A 17708-nucleotide genomic window follows, 5' to 3' on the forward strand; every position below is an offset into this window, starting at 1 on the left:
TCCAGCAGGGCCCCGGAGGGGGCGCCCTCGGGGCTGCGCACCCGGGTGCTGCGGGAGGTGGGGGCGGCCACGGTGCCGCTCGGCTTCCAGCCGTCGCTCAGCTTTGTCGGCCCGGTCGACACACGGGTCGGCGAAGCGGCCGGGAACAGCCTCATCGCGGCGCTGCGCGAGGCGTTGTCCAACGCGTTCCGGCATGCCCGGGCGGCGCGTATCGAGGTGGTCGTGGACGTGACGGCCCGGCTCGCCGACGGGCGTCCGGCGGTGCGGCTGACGGTCGCGGACGACGGGGTGGGCGTTCCGGAGGGCGGGCGGCGCAGCGGACTCGCGAACCTGGCCCGGAGGGCGGAGGCGCTGGGCGGGTCGAGCACCTACGGGCCGGGCCTCGGCGCGGAGGACGCGGCGGACGCGGCGGACGCGTTGGGCGCGTTGGGCGGTACGACGGTGGTCTGGCAGGTCCCGCTGTAGAGGCGTACGTCGCCCGGGCGGCCCAACTCCTCACCTACGCGGTCCAACTATCAGCCCGTCAGAATGCGCGGCGCCGAACCCGCCGATGGGATGAGCCTCGCGGGCCGCCTCGGTCCTCCGTATCCCTTCGCACTCCGCGGTATTTCCTGCGGGGAAGGAAGTCATGACGTGAAAAGCCAGAGTCCTACTCCTCAGCGTTCCCGGACGCGCCGCCGGGTCTTCTTCGCCTCCGTCGCGACCGCGGCGGCCGTTTCCAGCCAGCTGCTGACCATGGCGCCCGTCCAGGCGGATGACACCACGATGACCGGTGGCGGGCACCCCAAGCCGCCGAAGCCCCCGGTCATCATCCACGGGGTGCAGGAGTTCACCGCGGACGGCACCTTCACGCCGCCCCCCGGGGTCACCTCGGTGCACGTCCAGGCATGGGGCGCGGGCGGTGGTGGCGGCGGCGGTGGCGGCGCGAGCAGCGTCGCCGCGGGTGGTACCGGCGGTGGCGGCGGGGCCGGCGGCTTCACCTGGTGTGTCATCCCGGTCGTGCCGTTCGCCACGTACACGGTGGACCTGGGGACGGGTGGCACCTTTGGTCCCGGTGGTCCCGGTGGCACCACGACCGGCACCGGGGGTACGGCCGGTGGTAACGGCGGCCCGACGAGCCTGGCCTCCATCCTCGGTCCCCAGCTCATCGCCGGCGGCGGCATCGGCGGTGGCGGCGGTGGCGCCGGCACGACCACCGCGGGCGTCGGCGGCGCCGGCGGCGCCGGGGGCACCGGCGCCTGCAACAGCATCTACGCGGTCAACCGGACCGGTGAGAGCGGCGAGTCCGGCACCACTGGCGGCGACGGCGGCGACGCCGTCGACGGCATCGTGGGGCTTCCCCTGACGAACACCGGCGCGGGCGGTGACGGCGGCAGTGGCGGCAACACCCCGGGCGACGCGGGCGACAACGGCACCGCGGGCGGCAACGGGTACGCCGTCATCTTCTGGTAAGCCGACCCCGGTCGGACACGGAACCGCCCCCGGCACACCGGCCGGGGGCGGTTCCGTGTCGTCGTCCGGCTATCCGGCGAGGATCCGCTCGATGACGGCGGCGACGCCGTCCTCGGTGTTGGCGCCGGTGCGGTGGGTGGTCGCGGCGAGTACGTCCGGGTGGGCGTTGGCCATGGCGTACGAGGTGCCCGCCCAGGTCAGCATCTCCAGGTCGTTGGGCATGTCGCCGAACGCCACGACCTCCTCCGCTGCGATGCCGCGCTCCTCGCAGCACATAGCGAGGGTGGATGCCTTGGAGACCCCCGGCCCGCTGACCTCCAGCAGGGCGGACGGGCTGGAGCGGGTGAAGGCGCCGTGCTCGCCCGCGACGGTGCGGGCCAGCTGGAGGAAGTCGTCCGGCGCCAGCTCCTTGTGGTGGGCGAGCAGCTTGAGGACGGGGGTGTCGGCGTGCGGGAAGCCGTCGTCGAGCAGCTTCTCGGCGGGGGCGATGATCGCGCCCGGGTCGAGGTGGAAGGGCGGGTACTCCGGCTCGTAGAAGATGCCGCCGCTGCGTTCGACCGCGAAGGACGTGCCGGGGGCGGCCCGGCGCAGCGCCTCCACGACGGACAGTGCCCGGCCGGCGGCCAGCGGGCGGACCTCGACCAGCAGCCCGCCCTGGTGCAGGTCGACCACGGCGGCGCCGTTCGCGCAGATCGCCAGGCCGTGTCCGTGCACATGGGCGCTGACCACGTCCATCCAGCGGGCCGGGCGGCCGGTGACGAAGAACACCTCGATGCCCGCCCGCTCGGCCGCGGCCAGGGCCTCGACGGTGCGGTCCGAGACCGTCTTGTCGTCCCGCAGCAGGGTGCCGTCGAGGTCGGTGGCGATCAGCCGGGGGCGGGGTGTGGCGGAGGCGGAACGGTCAGGGGCCGGGTTCTCGGGCTGCTCGATGGCTGGGGTCACGGCCCCCATCCTCCCGTATGGGCCGCTCATCGGTGAGGGAAGGGCGCTCGACTGGGGCCCGCCCCCACCGCGCGTGGCTCTGTCAGAGGCAGCGCTTAGGCTCGACGCCATGCGAGTGAGCACCGTGATCCTGCCCGTCGACCGCTGGGCCGACGGCGGCAGGGAGCTATGGCAGCGCGCCGAGGAGCTGGGTTTCCACGCGGCGTACACCTACGACCACCTGTCCTGGCGCAGCTTCCGCGACGGGCCCTGGTTCGGGGCGGTGCCGACGCTGACCGCGGCCGCCGCGGCGACCTCCCGGCTGCGGCTGGGCACGCTGGTCACCTCCCCCAACTTCCGGCACCCGGTGACGCTCGCCAAGGAGCTGATCTCGCTGGACGACATCTCTGGCGGCCGCATCACGCTCGGCATCGGCGCGGGCGGCTCCGGCTTCGACGCGACGGCGCTGCTGCGCGGCGCGGAGGAGGCGTGGACGCCGCGGGAGCGGGCGGACCGGTTCGGCGAGTTCACCGAGCTGCTCGACCGGCTGCTGACGCACGACGTGGTGAGCCACGAGGGCGAGCACTACAGCGCGCGCGAGGTGCGCAACATCCCCGGCTGTGTGCAGCGCCCCCGGCTGCCGTTCGCGGTCGCGGCCACCGGCCCGCGCGGGATGCGGCTCGCGGCGCGGTTCGGGCAGGCGTGGGTGACCACGGGCGACCCGAAGCTCTTCGAGACGGGGACGCCCGCCGATTCGCTGGCCGCCATCGGCCGCCAGGTCGAGCGGCTCGGCAAGGCCTGCGCCGACGCGGGGCGGGCGGACGAGCCGGACAAGGTCCTGCTCACCGGCTTCACCCCGGACGGGACGCGTCCGCTCAGCTCGGTGGACGCCTTCGTCGACTTCGCGGGCGAGCACGCGCGGCTGGGCATCGACGAGATCGTGCTGCACTGGCCGATCGCCGACTCGGTCTTCGAAGCCGACCCCGGGGTCTTCGAGAAGATCGCCACGGAGGGCGCGGAGCGGGTCGCTGCCCTCTGACACCGCCCTCCGAAACCGCGAGGGATACCGTGTTCCGTTATGCCGCATGCGCCGCAGATGCCGCGAAGGCCGGAATGAGGAGCAGAATCGGGTAGAGAGGCTCCCGCTGCCGCAGTGACTGTGGAGGCACCCCATGCCGCATACCCGCTATGCCCCCGACCGTGGGCTGACCACCCGCATGGTCGTGACCATGTTCCTCATCGGCCTGCTCTACGTGGTCTTCGTCGGTGTGCTGATCGCGCTGCTGCGCGGTGCCTGGCCGCTGATCCTGCTGATCGCGGGCGGGCTCTTCATCGCGCAGTTCTGGTTCAGCGACAAGATCGCGGCGTTCAGCATGGGCGCCCGGGAGGTCACCCCGCAGCAGGCGCCCGAGCTGCACGGTGCGGTGGACCGGCTGTGCGCGCTCGCCGATATGCCGAAGCCGCGGGTGGCGATCGCCGACAGCGATGTGCCGAACGCGTTCGCGACCGGCCGCAGCCAGAAGAACGCGCTGGTGTGCGCGACGACGGGGCTGCTGCGGCGGCTGGAGCCGGACGAGCTGGAAGGCGTCCTCGCCCATGAGCTGTCCCATGTCGCGCACCGCGATGTGGCGGTCATGACCATCGCCTCGTTCCTCGGCGTGCTGGCGGGCATCATGACCCGGGCCGCCCTGTGGGGCGGGCTGTCCCGCAGCAGCCGCAACAACAACGTGGGCATCGCGGTCCTGCTGATCCCGCTGGTCAGCGCCGTGGTGTACGCGATCAGCTTTCTGCTGACCCGGCTGCTGTCCCGCTACCGCGAACTGTCCGCCGACCGGGCCGGTGCCCTGCTGACCGGCCGCCCCTCGGCGCTCGCCGCCGCGCTCACCAAGGTGACCGGGCAGATGGCCCGCATCCCGACCCGCGATCTGCGCAAGGTCGAGCCGTTCAACGCCTTCTTCTTCGCCCCGGCGCTCTCCGGGCAGAGCCTCAGCACGCTGCTGTCCTCGCATCCGACGCTGGAGCGGCGGCTCGACCAGCTCGGGCGTATCTCCGCCCAGCTGGGCCAGCCGGGGAAGGGCTGAGGGCGCATGGGATTCCTCGACGTCATCCTCGGCCGCAGCAAGCCCGTACGGCCCGACCTCGACCAGCTCTTCGGGCTGCCGTCGGCCGCGATCACCCTGGAGGCGGGGGCCGGGTTCACCCCGACGGGGCTCGGGTCGGTCTGCTTCGCCAGCGTCGAGGGCGGCGCCTTCGGCCGCCTCCAGAGCGACGTACGCGAACTGCTGGACGCGGACACCGACCGGGGCGGGGTGCCGGTGGAGTTCAGCCTGGACGGTTACGGCTACACCTGGCTGCTGGCCCGGCAGCCGCCGGACGACGTGGCGGCCCTGGTGAACGACCTGCACGCGGTCAACACGCTGCTCCAGGACGGGGGGTTCGGCCCGCAGCTGCTGTGCTCGCTGCTCGGGTTCCACGAGGCGGCGGGGCGTTCGCTGGCGCTCGTCTATCTGTACAAGCGCGGTACGTTCTATCCCTTCGCACCGCTGCCGGGCGCCGCCGAGAAGCGGGACAACGCGCTGGAACTCCAGGTGCGGGCGCTGCTCGGGGACGATCTGCGGATCGAGCAGGATCTGAGCCGGTGGTTCCCGGTGTGGGGCGCGCCCGGGCTCCACACCTGAGGCTTGCGCTCAGCCGGGGAAGCGCAGAAAGCCCGGCGGGACATGGCCGACGAGCCAGACGCCGTTGTCGCTGACCCGGAGGTACGCGGGCGGCTCGGCGTCCGGCTCAAGGGTGGCTCGTGCGGTGGGCCCACGGCAGGTGTTTTTTCGTGCCGGTCGGGGGCACGCGCGCTTACAGCCGCACGGCGGCGGACTCAACGGGACCGAGCGTTCAAGGGGGAGCGGACATGGGTTATGTACGCGGCTTCGCCCCGTGGATCGCCTTCTCCGTCGTGGCGATGCTGGGCTGGCAGTGGGGCGCGCTGGCCGGGCTGGTGCTGGGCGGCTGGCTGCTGATCCAGTGCCGCAGGGAGGGAGTGGCCGCGGACGCCCTGATCCTGGACGCCAGCACGGTGCTGTTCTTCGCGGCGCTGACCACCTGGGCCTTCGCCCGCCCCGACAGCGGCCTCAAGGACTACGGCGGCGGGCTGTCGATGGGCTGGCTGGCCGTCACCGCCTGGGCGACGCTCGTGATCGGGCACCCCTTCACCACCGGTATCGCCCGGCGGCAGGCGCCACGCGAGGTGTGGCACACCGCGGTGTTCCGGCGGATCAACGTGGTGATCTCCTCGGTCTGGGCGGGCGCCTTCACCCTGACCGCCGCGGCGCTGGCCGTCTCGGTGGCCGCCGGTCTGGACAGCTGGGTGCCGCTGGCGGTGCAGGCCGCCGGGTTCGTCCTGCCCGCCCTGTTCACCGCCCGCTATCCGGAGCGCGCCCGGGCCCGTCTCGCCCCGGACGCCGCCCGGGCGTGACATCGCCTGACGGTCCCGCTTCCTTCTCGACCGAGGTGACGAACTCGCCGATCCACGCGGTGAGCTGACCGGGCCGGGAGCGCGGCATCCCGTGCCGGGCGGCCAGGGTGCGCCGGGTCAGCCGGGGCACCCAGGTCTCCAGCTCGTCGTACAGCCGCACCGACAGGAACGGGTCCCGGGTGGGGACGATCAGCTGGACCGGGGCATGGGCGTACGGGTCGCTACGGGGCCGGAACAACCGCTTCCGGATGTTGTCGCGGTACAGCCAGGCGCCGTGGGCGGCGTCATCCGGCAGCGACGCGGTCGGATAGCCGTCGCTCGGTACCCGTTCCATGCGCTCCAGCAGCCGGGGCCAGTGCCTGCCGAGCCGGCCGCGCCACAGCGCCTCGGGGATCTTGGGCAGGTGCAGCGCGGTCACGTACCAGGACCGGGCGGACTGGCCGAGGAGCTGGGCGGTCCGGCGCGGGGTCGGCCGGGTCAGCCGCTTTCTGATCCAGTGCCCGAAGTGGTCGAGCGACGGGCCGGACAGCGAGGTGAACGAGGCGATCCGCCCCTCGGTGAGCCCCACGCTGACGAACTCCCACCCCTGCACCGACCCCCAGTCATGGCCGACGAGATGCACCGGCCGGTCCGGGCTGACGGCGTCGGCCACCGCCAGGAAGTCATCGGTCAGCCTCTCCAGGGTGAAGCCGCCGCGCAGCGGCGCCGGGGCCGTCGAGCGGCCGCAGCCGCGCACGTCGTACAGGACGACATGGAAGCCCCAGCGCGCGGCGAGCCCGGACGCGACCGCCGCCCACACCTCCTTGCTGTCCGGATATCCGTGCAGCAGCACCACCGTGGGCCGCGCCGGATCGCCCAGTTCGGCGACGCACAGCTCCACGCCGTCCGTGTGGACCGTGCGCACGGCCGCTCCCGCGATCCCGCCCGTCATCCCGTCCGTCATGCCGTCCTCCCCTACCGGGGACGGGGTCCGCCGTCCCCGGGTCGGTCTTCCCCTTACGGGAGTGTCAGACCCGAGGAGTAGGGAAATCCAGCCGTCTGGGGTGACGTGGGCTGTGGCTCACACCACTACCGTCGAACACGTGACTGTGATCGCCACCGAAAGCCTGAGCAAGCGGTTCCCCAGGGTCACCGCGCTCGACCGGCTGTCCGTCGACATCACCCCGGGCGTTACCGGCCTGGTGGGTGCCAACGGCGCCGGCAAGTCGACTCTGATCAAGATCCTGCTCGGGCTGTCCCCCGCCAGTGAGGGCCGTGCCGCCGTCCTCGGCCTCGACGTGGCCACCGAGGGCAGCGCCATCCGCGAGAGCGTGGGCTACATGCCCGAGCACGACTGCCTGCCGCCCGATGTGTCGGCGACGGAGTTCGTCGTCCACATGGCGCGCATGTCCGGGCTGCCGCCGTCCGCCGCCCGTGAGCGCACCGCCGACACGCTGCGCCATGTCGGGCTGTACGAGGAGCGATATCGCCCCATCGGCGGCTACTCGACCGGTATGAAGCAGCGCGTCAAGCTCGCCCAGGCGCTGGTGCACGACCCGAAGCTGGTCCTGCTGGACGAGCCGACGAACGGCCTCGACCCGGTCGGCCGCGACGACATGCTCGGCCTGATCCGCCGCATCCACACCGACTTCGGCATCTCGGTCCTGGTCACCTCGCATCTGCTCGGCGAACTGGAGCGCACCTGCGACCACGTGGTGGTCATCGACGGCGGCAAGCTGCTGCGGTCCAGCTCCACCAGCGACTTCACCCAGGCGACGGCCTCCCTCGCGGTCGAGGTCACCGACACCGACGAGCACCCGGACGGCACGGCCGCGCTGCGTGCCGCCCTCGACCGGGCCGGGCTCACCGCCTCGCCCGCGCGCCGCGGCGCGGACGGGGCGCCCGCCTCGGACCATCTGCTGCTCGTGGACGTCGAGGGCGAGGAGACGTACGACGCGGTCCGGGACGCCATCGCCGGTCTCGGCCTCGGCCTGGTCCGCATGGAACAGCGACGCCACCGCATCGCGGAGATCTTCAGCTCCGACAGCGACGGCTCCGACAGCGAAGGCAACGGAAACGGAGGTGCCGTCGATGCCGTCTGAGACCGTGCCCCAGCAACAGCGCGCCGACGTCATTCACAACATCGGCTACCGCCACTACGAGGGCCCCCGGCTCGGCCGCGCCTACGCCCGCCGCTCGCTCTTCGCCCAGAGCCTGCGCGGCGCCTACGGCCTCGGCCGCTCGGCGAAGTCCAAGGTCGCGCCGATGCTGCTGTTCGCCGTCATGTGCGTGCCCGCGGCGATCATCGTCTCGGTCGCCATCGCGACCGACCTCAAGAAGCTCCCGGTCGAGTACACCCGTTACGCGGTCATGCTCCAGGCGGTCATCGGCCTGTACATCGCCGCCCAGGCACCGCAGGCCGTCTCCCGCGATCTGCGCTTCAAGACCATCCCGCTCTACTTCTCGCGGCCCATCGAAACGGTGGACTACGTGGCGGCCAAGTTCGGAGCCATGGCCTCCGCCCTCTTCCTGCTCACCGCCGCGCCCCTGGTGATCCTCTACACCGGGGCCCTGCTCGCCAAGCTCGACTTCGCCGACCAGACGAAGGGCTTCGCGCAAGGACTGGTCTCCGTGGGTCTGCTCTCGCTCCTCTTCGCCGGCATCAGTCTGGTCATCGCCGCGATCACCCCGCGGCGCGGCTTCGGCGTCGCCGCCGTCATCGCCGTGCTGACCATCTCCTACGGCGCGGTGTCCACCGTCCAGGCCATCGCGTTCGAGCAGGACTCCACCGGCGTGGTGCGCTGGCTCGGGCTGTTCTCGCCGATCACGATCATCGACGGGGTGCAGACGGCGTTCCTCGGTGCCTCCTCCTCGTTCCCCGGCGGCTTCGGCCCGGGTGCCGGGCCCGGCGCCGTCTACGTCCTCGTCCTCCTCGGCCTGATCGTCGGCTCGTTCGGGCTGCTGATGCGCCGCTACCGAAAGGTCGGGCTGTGACCACGATCGCCATCGACAACGTCTCGCGCTGGTTCGGGAACGTCGTGGCCGTCAACGACGTGACCATGACCATCGGGCCCGGGGTCACCGGGCTCCTCGGCCCCAACGGCGCGGGCAAGTCCACCCTCATCAACATGATGGGCGGCTTCCTGGCCCCCTCCACCGGGAGCGTCACCCTGGACGGCGCCGCGATCTGGCGCAACGAGCAGGCGTACCGCCACATCGGCATCGTCCCCGAGCGCGAGGGGATGTACGACTTCCTCACCGGCCGCGAGTTCGTCATCGCCAACGCCGAGCTGCACGGGCTGCCCGATCCCCGCGCCGCCGCCCGCAAGGCGCTCGACACCGTCGAGATGGACTACGCCGGATCGCGCAAGATCTCCACGTACAGCAAGGGCATGCGCCAGCGCGTGAAGATGGCGTCCGCCCTGGTCCACGAGCCGTCGGTGCTGCTCCTCGACGAGCCGTTCAACGGCATGGACCCGCGCCAGCGGATGCAGCTGATGGAGCTGCTGCGGCGGATGGGCGCTGAGGGCCGTACGGTGCTGTTCTCCTCGCACATCCTGGAGGAGGTCGAGCAACTGGCCGCGCACATCGAGGTGATCGTCGCGGGACGGCACGCCGCCTCCGGCGACTTCCGCAAGATCCGACGGCTGATGACGGACCGTCCGCACCGCTATCTCGTACGGTCCAGCGACGACCGCGCGCTTGCCGCCGCCCTCATCGCCGACCCGTCGACCACCGGTATCCAGGTGGACGCGAGCGACGGCGCCGACGGCGGACTGCACATCCAGGCCGTCGACTTCACGCGCTTCACCGAACTGCTGCCCCGTGTGGCCCGTGAACAGGGCATCCGGCTCCTCACGGTCTCGCCCTCCGACGAGTCCCTGGAGAGCGTCTTCTCCTACCTCGTCGCGGCCTGAAAGGAGCCCCTGCGATGTCCGCGCTCTACCATCCCACCGTCGCCCGGCTCACGTACCGGGCTCTGCTCGGCCGCCGCCGCGCGATGATCCTCTTCCTGCTGCCCGCGCTGCTGGTGGTCATCTCGCTCGCCGTACGGATGCTGACCGGCGTCGACGACGCCACCGCCAATTCCCTGCTGGGCGGCTTCGCGATCGCCACCATGGTCCCGCTGATCGGCGTGATCGCCGGGACCGGGGCGATCGGCCCGGAGATCGACGACGGCTCGGTCATCTATCTGCTGGCCAAGCCGGTGAAGCGGCCCACGATCATCGTCACCAAGCTGATCGTCGCGATCGGCGTCACGGTCGTCTTCTCCGCCGTGCCCACGCTGCTGGCGGGCTTCATCCTCAACGGCAACGCGCACAACCTGGCGGTCGGCTACGCCGTGGCCGCCGCCGTGGCGTCCGTCGCCTACAGCGCCATCTTCCTGCTGCTGGGCACCATCACCCGGCACGCGGTCGTGTTCGGCCTGGTCTACGCCCTGGTCTGGGAGGCCTTCTTCGGCAGCCTGGTGGCCGGGGCCAAGACCCTCAGCGTCCAGCAGTGGTCGCTGGCGATCGCCCAGAAGCTCACGGACGAGACGGTCACCTCGGACGTGGGCCTCACGACCGGCGTGATCCTGCTGATCGTCGTGACCGGCGCCGCCACCTGGTACGCGGGACACAAGATGCGCTCCCTGACCCTCGCCGGGGAGGAGTGAGCGCCCTCGAGGCACCTACGGCCGCCAGCGGTTGACGAAGCGGCCGGTCTCCCCCGTGGCGGCGGTCGTCGTGACGACCGCCGCCACGGTGTGTCCGGGGGCGGCATTGGCCTGATCGAGGGCCGAGGCCACGGTCGCGGACGAGCCGAGCACTACGGTCGCGACCGCACCGGCCACGATCCACGGCGCCCGCAGCATCCGCCGCCACGACCGCGCTCCCGTCACTTCCCTGCCGTTCATGCTGCTCATCTCGTCCTCCGATCCTCGCCGGTGCCCGATGACAGCGAGCGTGACGGCCGGAGTTGTCCGGTTCCCCTGCGCCGCCTGCGGATGAGCTGTGAACGCGGGGAAGGGGCGACGCCGTTGGACCCGTCGTCAGGACACGATCTCGCGGTCGCGCCCGGCCCCAGCAGCCGCTGCGAGCGCGTCCGCCCAACCGGCCCTGCGCGCCGCGGTCACGCCGCGACCGGCTCGGTCGGGGACGGGTCGGGGTGTCGCTCCGGGGCCGGGGGCTTCGGGCGGCCGCGGACGACGGTGAGGACGAGGAGCCCCGCCGCCAGGGCCGTGATGCCGGAGATCACGCAGATCCGGTCGAGGCCGACGGCGAACGACTCGTGGACCAGCGTGCGGGCCGCGGCGGCGTGGTCCGGTGGGGCGGCGGCGATGACGGCGTCGGCGTGGCCGCCGCTGATCGCGTCGGCCGCCCGGCCGGAGGACTGGGGCGGGACGGCGCCGCTGTCGGTGACCGCGTCCCGTACCCGTGCCGAGAAGACCGTGCCCAGGACCGCGATGCCGAGCGCGTATCCCAGCTGGCGGAAGGTGTTCACGGCGCCGCTGGCCATGCCCGCCCGCTCCGGGCGGGGCGGCGCCGAGGGCCGCCGACACCAGGACGGGCATGTTTTAGGCCGATGCCGAGGCCCGACAGCGCCAGGCGCGGGGCGGGGGCGGTCCAGTGCGAGGAGGCGTCCACCAGCGTGCCGTTGACGAGCGCGCCCGCGCCCACCAGCAGCAGTCCGCCGCCGAGCGTGCGCCCCGGCGCGACCTTGTCCAGCAGGCGCCCGCCCGCCGCGCCGACGACCAGGGCGACCCCCGCCATGGGCGTCACCGCGAGCCCCGCCCGTACCGGGCTCATGTCGAGTACGGACTGGAGCCACAGCCCGGCGTAGGTGAGGTACGGGAAGGCCGCCGCCTGGAGCAGCAGGGCCGCCGCCATCAGCACCGCGAAGGACGGGCGGCGCAGCAGCCGCAGGTCGAGCAGGGGCTGCCGGGCCCCGCGCTCCACCACGGTGAAGACGATCAGCGCGAGCGCGGCAGCGGTGAGGGCGACGACCGCTCGGGTGTCGGACCAGCCCTCCTCACCGCCCCGCATCAGCCCGTACGTCAGCGCACCGGCGCATACGGTGAAGGAGACGGCGCCCGGCCAGTCGATGCGCGCTCCCGACGCACCGCGCGATTCGCCGACGGTACGGAGCGTGATCCACACCGCGATCGCCGTCAGCGGCAGGTTGACCAGGAAGATGGCCCGCCAGTCGACGTACTCGGTGAGCACCCCGCCCAGCACCGGGCCGACCGCCGCGGCCGCCCCGCTCGTACCGCCCCACACCCCGAAGGCGACGCCGCGGGCGCGCCCGGAGTAGGTGGCCATCAGCAGCGGGGTGTTGGTGGCGAACATGGCCGCCGCCCCGACGCCCTGGACCGCGCGGGCGGCGATCAGCACCCCCGCGTCGGGGGCGAGCCCGCAGATCAGCGAGGAGAGCGCGAAGACGGCGAGGCCGAGCAGATACAGCCGCCGCCGGCCGAAGAGGTCCGCCGCCGATCCGGCCACCATGAGCAGCGCGGCGAGCGCCAGCGCGTAGATGTCCATCACCCACTGGAGGGAGGTGAAGGAGGCGTCCAGTCCGTGCGCCACCTGGGGCAGCGCGGTGTTCACGATGGTCACGTCTATCAGCAGCATGAAGTTGCCGAGTGTGATGGCGGCCAGTGGCCACCATGTGCTGCGCATGGGGAATCTCCGAGGGGCACCAGGGGGCCGGCCCGACGCCGCTGCCCCGTGGCCCTCACAGTCGCCACCGCACCGGTTTCACCTCCAGCCGGAACCGGGTCTGGTGGCACAAATCGACACCGGCTAGCTTTGAGCGGTGAAATCCGACGCGTACGACGATCTGGACCGGGCGCTGGTGCACGCCCTCCAGCTCGACGGCCGCGCCCCCTTCAGCCGCATCGCCGAGGTGCTGGGCGTCTCCGACCAGACCGTGGCGCGCCGCTACACCCGGCTGCGGACGACGGGGGCGGTCCGGGTGCTGGGCCTCACCGACCCGGCGGTTGTCGGCGATGTGGTGTGGATGGTGCGGGTGCAGTGCCTGCCGGACGCCGCGGTGCCGGTCGCCGAGGCGCTGGCCCGCCGCACCGACACCTCCTGGGTGCACATCCTGTCCGACGGCACCGAGGTCGTCGCGACGACGCGGGCGGCGTCCGGCCAGGACAGCGATGCGCTGCTGCTGCGCAAACTGCCCCATACGCCCCGGGTGGTGGGGGTGAGCGCGCGCTGCGTCCTGCATCAGTTCTTCGGCGGTCCGCTGGGTCTGGTGAACAAGTCCGGGGTGCTGAGCCCCGAGCAGGCGGCGCGGCTCGCCGTGCCCGAGTCGGACGGTTCAGCCGGTTCCGAGGGGTCCGCCGGCCCCCTGACCGCCGAGGACCGGAAGCTGCTGGCGGTCCTCGCGCGCGACGGGCGGGCGCCGCTGACCGAGCTCGCCGCCGCCACCGGCTGGTCGCAGTCGACGGTGCGCCGTCGGCTCGCCGCGCTGCGCGCCGACGGCACGCTGTACTTCGACGTCGACCAGCGCCAGCGCATCTTCGGGCTCGGCATGACGACCGTGCTCTGGCTGTCGGTGCCGCCCTCCGAACTGGCCGCCACGGGGCAGGCGCTCGCGGACCACGCCGAGGTCGCGTTCGCGTGCGCGACCACCGGGCCCAACAATCTGATGGCGACGGTGGTGTGCGAGGACGTCGCCGCGCTGTACACCTACCTGACGACGCGGATCGCCGCGCTGTCCGCCGTGCGGCACATGGAGACCTCACCGGTCATCCGCCGGATCAAGGGGCCGGGGCCACTGCCCCCGACGCCGCACGACCCCTCCCGCCTTCCTTCCTGAACTGGGCTTTTACTCCTCCTCCTTGGAGGAACCTCCGAATCTCTGTTGGTTGAACTCTGTTCATGCATACGCCTGTCCAGATCTTGACGCTTGTCAGGAACCTGCCGAACTCTGGATGTGCGCCACCTCACACCATCCCGTAACCCGTGCCGCACGCGGGCGGTTTGAGGTGCCGTCACAACTCAACGGAGGGAACCGACATGCGTCGTCTTGCCACGAGTCTTGCCGCCGCCACCGTCACCGCAGCCGCCACCGTCGCCCTGGCCGCCCCCGCCCAAGCCGTCCCCGCCGACAAGGCCCAGGTGCTCGCGAACTGGACCCAGACCAGTGCCGCCAGCTACAACACCTGGCTCGCAGCCCGTAACAACCAGGCCGCGTGGGCCGCGTACGGGTTCGACTGGTCCACCGACTATTGCAGCACCTCGCCCGACAACCCCTTCGGCTTCCCCTTCCAGACCTCGTGCGCCCGCCATGACTTCGGGTACCGCAACCACAAGGCACTCGGCATCTTCGACGCCAACAAGGCCCGTATCGACAGCGCCTTCTACGAGGACCTCAAGCGGGTGTGCGCCGCCTACTCCGGCGCGAAGAAGACCGCGTGCGACGGCACCGCCTGGACCTACTACCAGGCCGTGAAGAACCTCGGCTGAGGCTGAGCCGGACCCCGCATGACGACGGGCGGCCCGCCATGGGCAGGGGCCGCCCGTCCGTCACGCGTCATCCGCCGGAGCCTCAGCCGAGGAGCCGCTCCAGCACCACGGCGATGCCGTCCTCCTCGTTGGAGGCGGTGATCTCGTCGGCGACGCCCTTCAACTCCTCGTGGGCGTTGGCCATCGCGACCCCGTGCTCCGCCCAGCCGAACATCGGGATGTCATTGGGCATGTCGCCGAACGCGATGGTGTCCGCGGCCGTCACCTTCAGCCTGCGGGCGGCCAGCGAGAGGCCCGTGGCCTTCGTCAACCCGAGCGGCAGCAGCTCCACCAGCCCCGCGCCCGCCATCGTCACCCCGACCAGACCCCCGGCGGCGATCCGCGCGGCGTCCGCCAGCGCGTCGTCGTCCAGTTGGGCGTGCTGGATGTAGAGCTTGCTGATGGGCGCGGACCACACCTCGTCCAGGTCGCTGAAGGAGGTGACGGGCATGTCCCCGTGCCCGACCCGGTACCCCGGGCCGAACAGCACCTGGCCGTCGAGGCCGTCGCGGGCCGCGGCCAGCAGCAGCGGACCGGTCTCCGCCGCGATCTTCTCCAGCGCCAGCATCGCCACCTGGCGGTCCAGCGTGACGGAGGTCAGCAGCCGGTGCTCGCCCGCGTGGTAGAGCTGCGCGCCCTGGCCGCACACCGCGAGCCCCTCGTAACCGAGGTCGTCCAGTATGTGCCGCGCCACCGGCACGGTGCGCCCGGTGACGACGATGTGGGCGGCACCGGCCGCGGTGGCCGCGGCCAGCGCTGCGCGGGTACGGGCCGAGACGGTGTGGTCGGGACGCAGCAGGGTGCCGTCGAGATCCGTCGCGACCAGGCGGTACGGAAAGGTCCCGGCGCTCACCGGGCGACCGGCGCCAGGACCTCGCGCCCGCCCAGGAACGGCCGCAGCACCTCGGGCACCCGCACCGAACCGTCGGCCTGCTGGTGGTTCTCCAGGATCGCGACGATGGTCCGGGTGACCGCGCACAGCGTGCCGTTCAGCGTCGCCAGCGGACGCACCTTCTTGCCTTCGCGCATCCGGATCGACAGCCGCCGCGACTGGAACTCGGTGGTGTTGGACGTCGAGGTCAGCTCGCGGTACTTGCCCTGGGTCGGGATCCACGCCTCGCAGTCGAACTTCCGCGTCGCGGACGAGCCCAGGTCACCCGAGGCCAGGTCGACCACCCGGAACGGCAGCTCCAGCGAGGTCAGCCACTGCTTCTCCCACTCCAGCAGCCGCTGGTGCTCGGCCTCGGCCTCCTCCGGCGTCGTGTAGACGAACATCTCGACCTTGTCGAACTGGTGCACCCGGAAGATGCCCCGGGTGTCCTTGCCGTACGACCCGGCCTCGCGGCGGAAGCAGGAGGAGAAGCCCGCGTAGCGCCGGGGCAGCTGCTCGGACTCCAGGATCTCGTCCATGTGGTACGCGGCCAGCGGGACCTCGGAGGTGCCGACCAGGTAGAGGTCGTCCTTGTCCAGGTGGTAGACGTCCTCCGCGGCCTGGCCCAGGAAGCCGGTGCCCTCCATGGCCTTCGGCTTGACCAGCGCCGGGGTGAGCACCGGGGTGAAGCCCGCCGCGGTGGCCTGCGCCATCGCCGCGTTCACCAGGGCGAGCTCCAGCAGCGCGCCGACGCCGGTGAGGTAGTAGAAGCGCGATCCGGAGACCTTGGCGCCGCGCTCGGTGTCGATCGCGCCGAGCAGCTCGCCCAGTTCCAGGTGGTCCTTGGGGGCGATGCCCTCGGCCGCGAAGTCGCGCGGGGTGCCGACCGTCTCCAGAACGGTGAAGTCGTCCTCGCCGCCCACGGGGACGTCCGGGTGGACGAGGTTGCCCAGCTGGCGCAGCAGGTTCTGGGTCTCCTCGGCCGCCGCGTCCTGTTCGGCGTCGGCCGCCTTGACCGCGGCGGACAGCTCGCCCGCCTTCTTCAGCAGCTCGGCCTTCTCGTCCCCGGATGCCTTGGGGACGAGCTTGCCGAGCGACTTCTGTTCGGAGCGCAGCTCGTCGAAGCGGACGCTGGAGGACCTGCGCCGCTCGTCTGCGGCCAGGAGCGCGTCGACGATGCCGACGTCTTCTCCACGGGCGCGCTGGGAGGCGCGCACACGGTCGGGGTCCTCACGGAGCAGGCGAAGGTCAATCACCCCACCAGGTTACCGGTGTGACCTCGGGGGCTCGACGCGATATTCCGGTGTGCCCCTTTTTGCCCCTATTTAGGGCTGTGGGAAAACCTGGGAATTCCTGTGGGGGCCGACGTCAAGGAATGCGTGCGCATTCCCCGAAAAGGGGCAAAGAGATGACCGGCTTCCCCTGTGTACGGGGCGAGTTGGCGGTTCGTTGTCCACAGGCCCCTTGGGATACCCGTGGGTTATCCACAGCCTGTGTGTGAGATCTGTGGATGTCGCGTTGATCGTTTGGTCCGCCGAGTGCTCGGCGATGGATTCCCCTATCGAACCGCGTTCACACACTCTTTGAGAGAGGAATCCCTCACTCCAGAGAGCGGATCAGCGGAATTGCGGTGACGGATCCACAATGTCCGATGTTGTGAGCCGATGAGGTGACTGTGGTGATAGGTCGACATTGCCGGTTTGGAGTTGTCGACTTGTCCCCAGCGCGGAGCCGAGCCTGTGGATAACTTTTGGCGCCGACCGCCCGGGCCCGTGGTTGACGGGGTCCGGAGCCCGCGCTCAGCCCCGCCCGTCCTGGCAGCGGGCCAGCCACTCCGCGGCCTCCGCGAACGCCTCGTCCGAGGTGCCGGCGCGCAGCGGAGCCAGGTCCGCCGCCTCCACCCCCGCCCGCGGGTACGAGCCCAGGAAGCGCACCTTCGGGCAGATCCGCTTCAGCCCCATCAGGGCCGACCCCACCCGCCGGTCCGTGATGTGCCCCTCACAGTCCACCGAGAAGCAGTAGCGGCCGATGCCCTCGCCGGTCGGACGCGACTCGATCCGCATCATGTTGACGCCACGGGCCGAGAACTCCTGGAGCAGCTCCAGCAGCGCGCCCGGGTGGTCGTCGCCGAGCCAGATCACCACGGACGTCTTGTCCGCGCCGGTCCGGGCGGCGGGCCGGGCCGGGCGCCCGGCCAGCACGAAGCGGGTCATCGCGTTCTCCGCGTCGTGGATGTCGCTGACCAGCGGCTCCAGGCCGTACTTCGGCCCCGCGAACGCGCCCGCGAACGCCGCGTCGTAGCGCCCCTCCTGCACCAGTCGCGCGCCGTCCGCGTTCGAGGCCGCCGACTCCCACAGGGCGTCCGGCAGGTTCGCCGCGAGCCAGTTGCGGACCTGCGGCTGGGACACCGGGTGCCCGGTCACCGTCTTGACGTCCGCGATCGTGGTGCCCGGCCGCGTCAGCAGCGCGAAGCTGATCGGCAGCAGCACCTCGCGGTAGATCATCAGCGGTTCGCCGG

The 17708-nt window shown here is 71.8% G+C and carries 16 protein-coding genes and 3 pseudogenes; 12 read left to right on the plus strand and 7 right to left on the minus strand.

Annotated features, from left to right (window positions below):
• Together SSOG_RS22540 and SSOG_RS52490 are read left to right on the plus strand one after the other, a co-directional pair.
• Positions 1-465: pseudogene (locus SSOG_RS22540) on the plus strand (sensor histidine kinase); the annotation flags it as partial.
• 168 nt (positions 466-633) lie between these two features.
• A complete protein-coding gene (locus tag SSOG_RS52490) occupies positions 634-1452 on the plus strand; it encodes a hypothetical protein (RefSeq protein ID WP_039938385.1) in 819 nt (272 codons plus the stop codon).
• A 69-nt stretch (positions 1453-1521) separates the two neighbouring features.
• On the opposite strand, the gene SSOG_RS22550 is transcribed toward SSOG_RS52490, so the two are convergent.
• The gene (locus SSOG_RS22550; RefSeq protein WP_009716551.1) at positions 1522-2403 is read right to left on the minus strand and encodes a Cof-type HAD-IIB family hydrolase; all 882 of its coding nucleotides are present in this window, start codon (positions 2401-2403) and stop codon (positions 1522-1524) included.
• A 100-nt stretch (positions 2404-2503) separates the two neighbouring features.
• Here SSOG_RS22550 and SSOG_RS22555 point away from each other — a divergent pair, with 100 nt between their 5' ends.
• The 4 genes from SSOG_RS22555 (at position 2504) to SSOG_RS22570 (ending at position 5842) form a co-directional block, all read left to right on the plus strand.
• A complete protein-coding gene (locus tag SSOG_RS22555; RefSeq protein ID WP_039938388.1) occupies positions 2504-3412 on the plus strand; it encodes an LLM class flavin-dependent oxidoreductase in 909 nt (302 codons plus the stop codon).
• 133 nt (positions 3413-3545) lie between these two features.
• The gene (htpX, locus tag SSOG_RS22560) at positions 3546-4454 is read left to right on the plus strand and encodes a zinc metalloprotease HtpX (protein ID WP_039938390.1); all 909 of its coding nucleotides are present in this window, start codon (positions 3546-3548) and stop codon (positions 4452-4454) included.
• Positions 4455-4460: 6 nt separating this feature from the next.
• On the plus strand, positions 4461-5051 hold the full coding sequence (pspAB, locus tag SSOG_RS22565; RefSeq protein ID WP_009716553.1) for a PspA-associated protein PspAB: 591 nt from the start codon (positions 4461-4463) through the stop codon (positions 5049-5051).
• Positions 5052-5278: 227 nt separating this feature from the next.
• The gene (locus SSOG_RS22570) at positions 5279-5842 is read left to right on the plus strand and encodes a hypothetical protein (RefSeq protein WP_039938393.1); all 564 of its coding nucleotides are present in this window, start codon (positions 5279-5281) and stop codon (positions 5840-5842) included.
• A 4-nt stretch (positions 5843-5846) separates the two neighbouring features.
• Here the strand turns inward: SSOG_RS22570 and SSOG_RS22575 are convergent.
• Positions 5847-6773 (minus strand): annotated as a pseudogene (locus tag SSOG_RS22575) (alpha/beta fold hydrolase); the annotation flags it as partial.
• Positions 6774-6897: 124 nt separating this feature from the next.
• Here SSOG_RS22575 and SSOG_RS22580 point away from each other — a divergent pair.
• The 4 genes from SSOG_RS22580 to SSOG_RS22595 are packed head-to-tail and all read left to right on the plus strand — an operon-like array spanning position 6898 to position 10478.
• A complete protein-coding gene (locus tag SSOG_RS22580) occupies positions 6898-7923 on the plus strand; it encodes an ABC transporter ATP-binding protein (protein WP_039938395.1) in 1026 nt (341 codons plus the stop codon).
• On the plus strand, positions 7913-8815 hold the full coding sequence (locus SSOG_RS22585) for an ABC transporter permease subunit (RefSeq protein ID WP_009716557.1): 903 nt from the start codon (positions 7913-7915) through the stop codon (positions 8813-8815). The genes SSOG_RS22580 and SSOG_RS22585 overlap by 11 nt, the downstream gene beginning before the upstream one ends.
• Positions 8812-9738 (plus strand): ABC transporter ATP-binding protein, encoded by a 927-nt coding sequence (locus SSOG_RS22590; protein WP_009716558.1) that lies wholly within the window; start codon positions 8812-8814, stop codon positions 9736-9738. The genes SSOG_RS22585 and SSOG_RS22590 overlap by 4 nt, the downstream gene beginning before the upstream one ends.
• Positions 9739-9752: 14 nt before the next feature.
• Positions 9753-10478 carry an ABC transporter permease subunit gene (locus tag SSOG_RS22595; protein ID WP_009716559.1) on the plus strand — a complete coding sequence of 242 codons (726 nt, stop codon included), beginning with the start codon at positions 9753-9755 and terminating at the stop codon, positions 10476-10478.
• A 15-nt stretch (positions 10479-10493) separates the two neighbouring features.
• Here the strand turns inward: SSOG_RS22595 and SSOG_RS22600 are convergent, their stop codons facing one another.
• Both SSOG_RS22600 and SSOG_RS22605 read right to left on the minus strand, forming a co-directional pair.
• On the minus strand, positions 10494-10727 hold the full coding sequence (locus SSOG_RS22600; RefSeq protein WP_009716560.1) for a hypothetical protein: 234 nt from the start codon (positions 10725-10727) through the stop codon (positions 10494-10496).
• Positions 10728-10933: 206 nt separating this feature from the next.
• Positions 10934-12480 (minus strand): annotated as a pseudogene (locus SSOG_RS22605) (MFS transporter).
• Positions 12481-12616: 136 nt separating this feature from the next.
• On the opposite strand from SSOG_RS22605, the gene SSOG_RS22610 reads away from it, so the two are divergent.
• Together SSOG_RS22610 and SSOG_RS22615 are read left to right on the plus strand one after the other, a co-directional pair.
• Positions 12617-13630: an Lrp/AsnC family transcriptional regulator gene (locus tag SSOG_RS22610; protein ID WP_009716562.1), complete on the plus strand. Its 1014-nt coding sequence runs from the start codon at positions 12617-12619 to the stop codon at positions 13628-13630.
• 200 nt (positions 13631-13830) lie between these two features.
• A complete protein-coding gene (locus tag SSOG_RS22615; protein ID WP_009716563.1) occupies positions 13831-14280 on the plus strand; it encodes a phospholipase in 450 nt (149 codons plus the stop codon).
• An 82-nt stretch (positions 14281-14362) separates the two neighbouring features.
• Here SSOG_RS22615 and SSOG_RS22620 read toward each other — a convergent pair whose 3' ends face one another.
• From SSOG_RS22620 to SSOG_RS22630, 3 genes are all read right to left on the minus strand, one after another.
• Entirely contained in the window at positions 14363-15172 is an 810-nt protein-coding gene (locus SSOG_RS22620; RefSeq protein WP_009716564.1) for an HAD family hydrolase, read from the minus strand.
• Positions 15169-16446, minus strand: coding sequence for a serine--tRNA ligase (gene serS, locus SSOG_RS22625; RefSeq protein WP_009716565.1), 1278 nt, complete (start codon positions 16444-16446; stop codon positions 15169-15171). The genes SSOG_RS22620 and serS overlap by 4 nt, the downstream gene beginning before the upstream one ends.
• Positions 16447-16989: 543 nt before the next feature.
• Positions 16990-17708: prephenate dehydratase (locus SSOG_RS22630; RefSeq protein WP_039938399.1), on the minus strand; the 719-nt coding region annotated here is incomplete at its 5' end.

The sequence above is a fragment of the Streptomyces himastatinicus ATCC 53653 genome (assembly GCF_000158915.1).
Classification (GTDB): Bacteria; Actinomycetota; Actinomycetes; order Streptomycetales; family Streptomycetaceae; genus Streptomyces; species Streptomyces himastatinicus.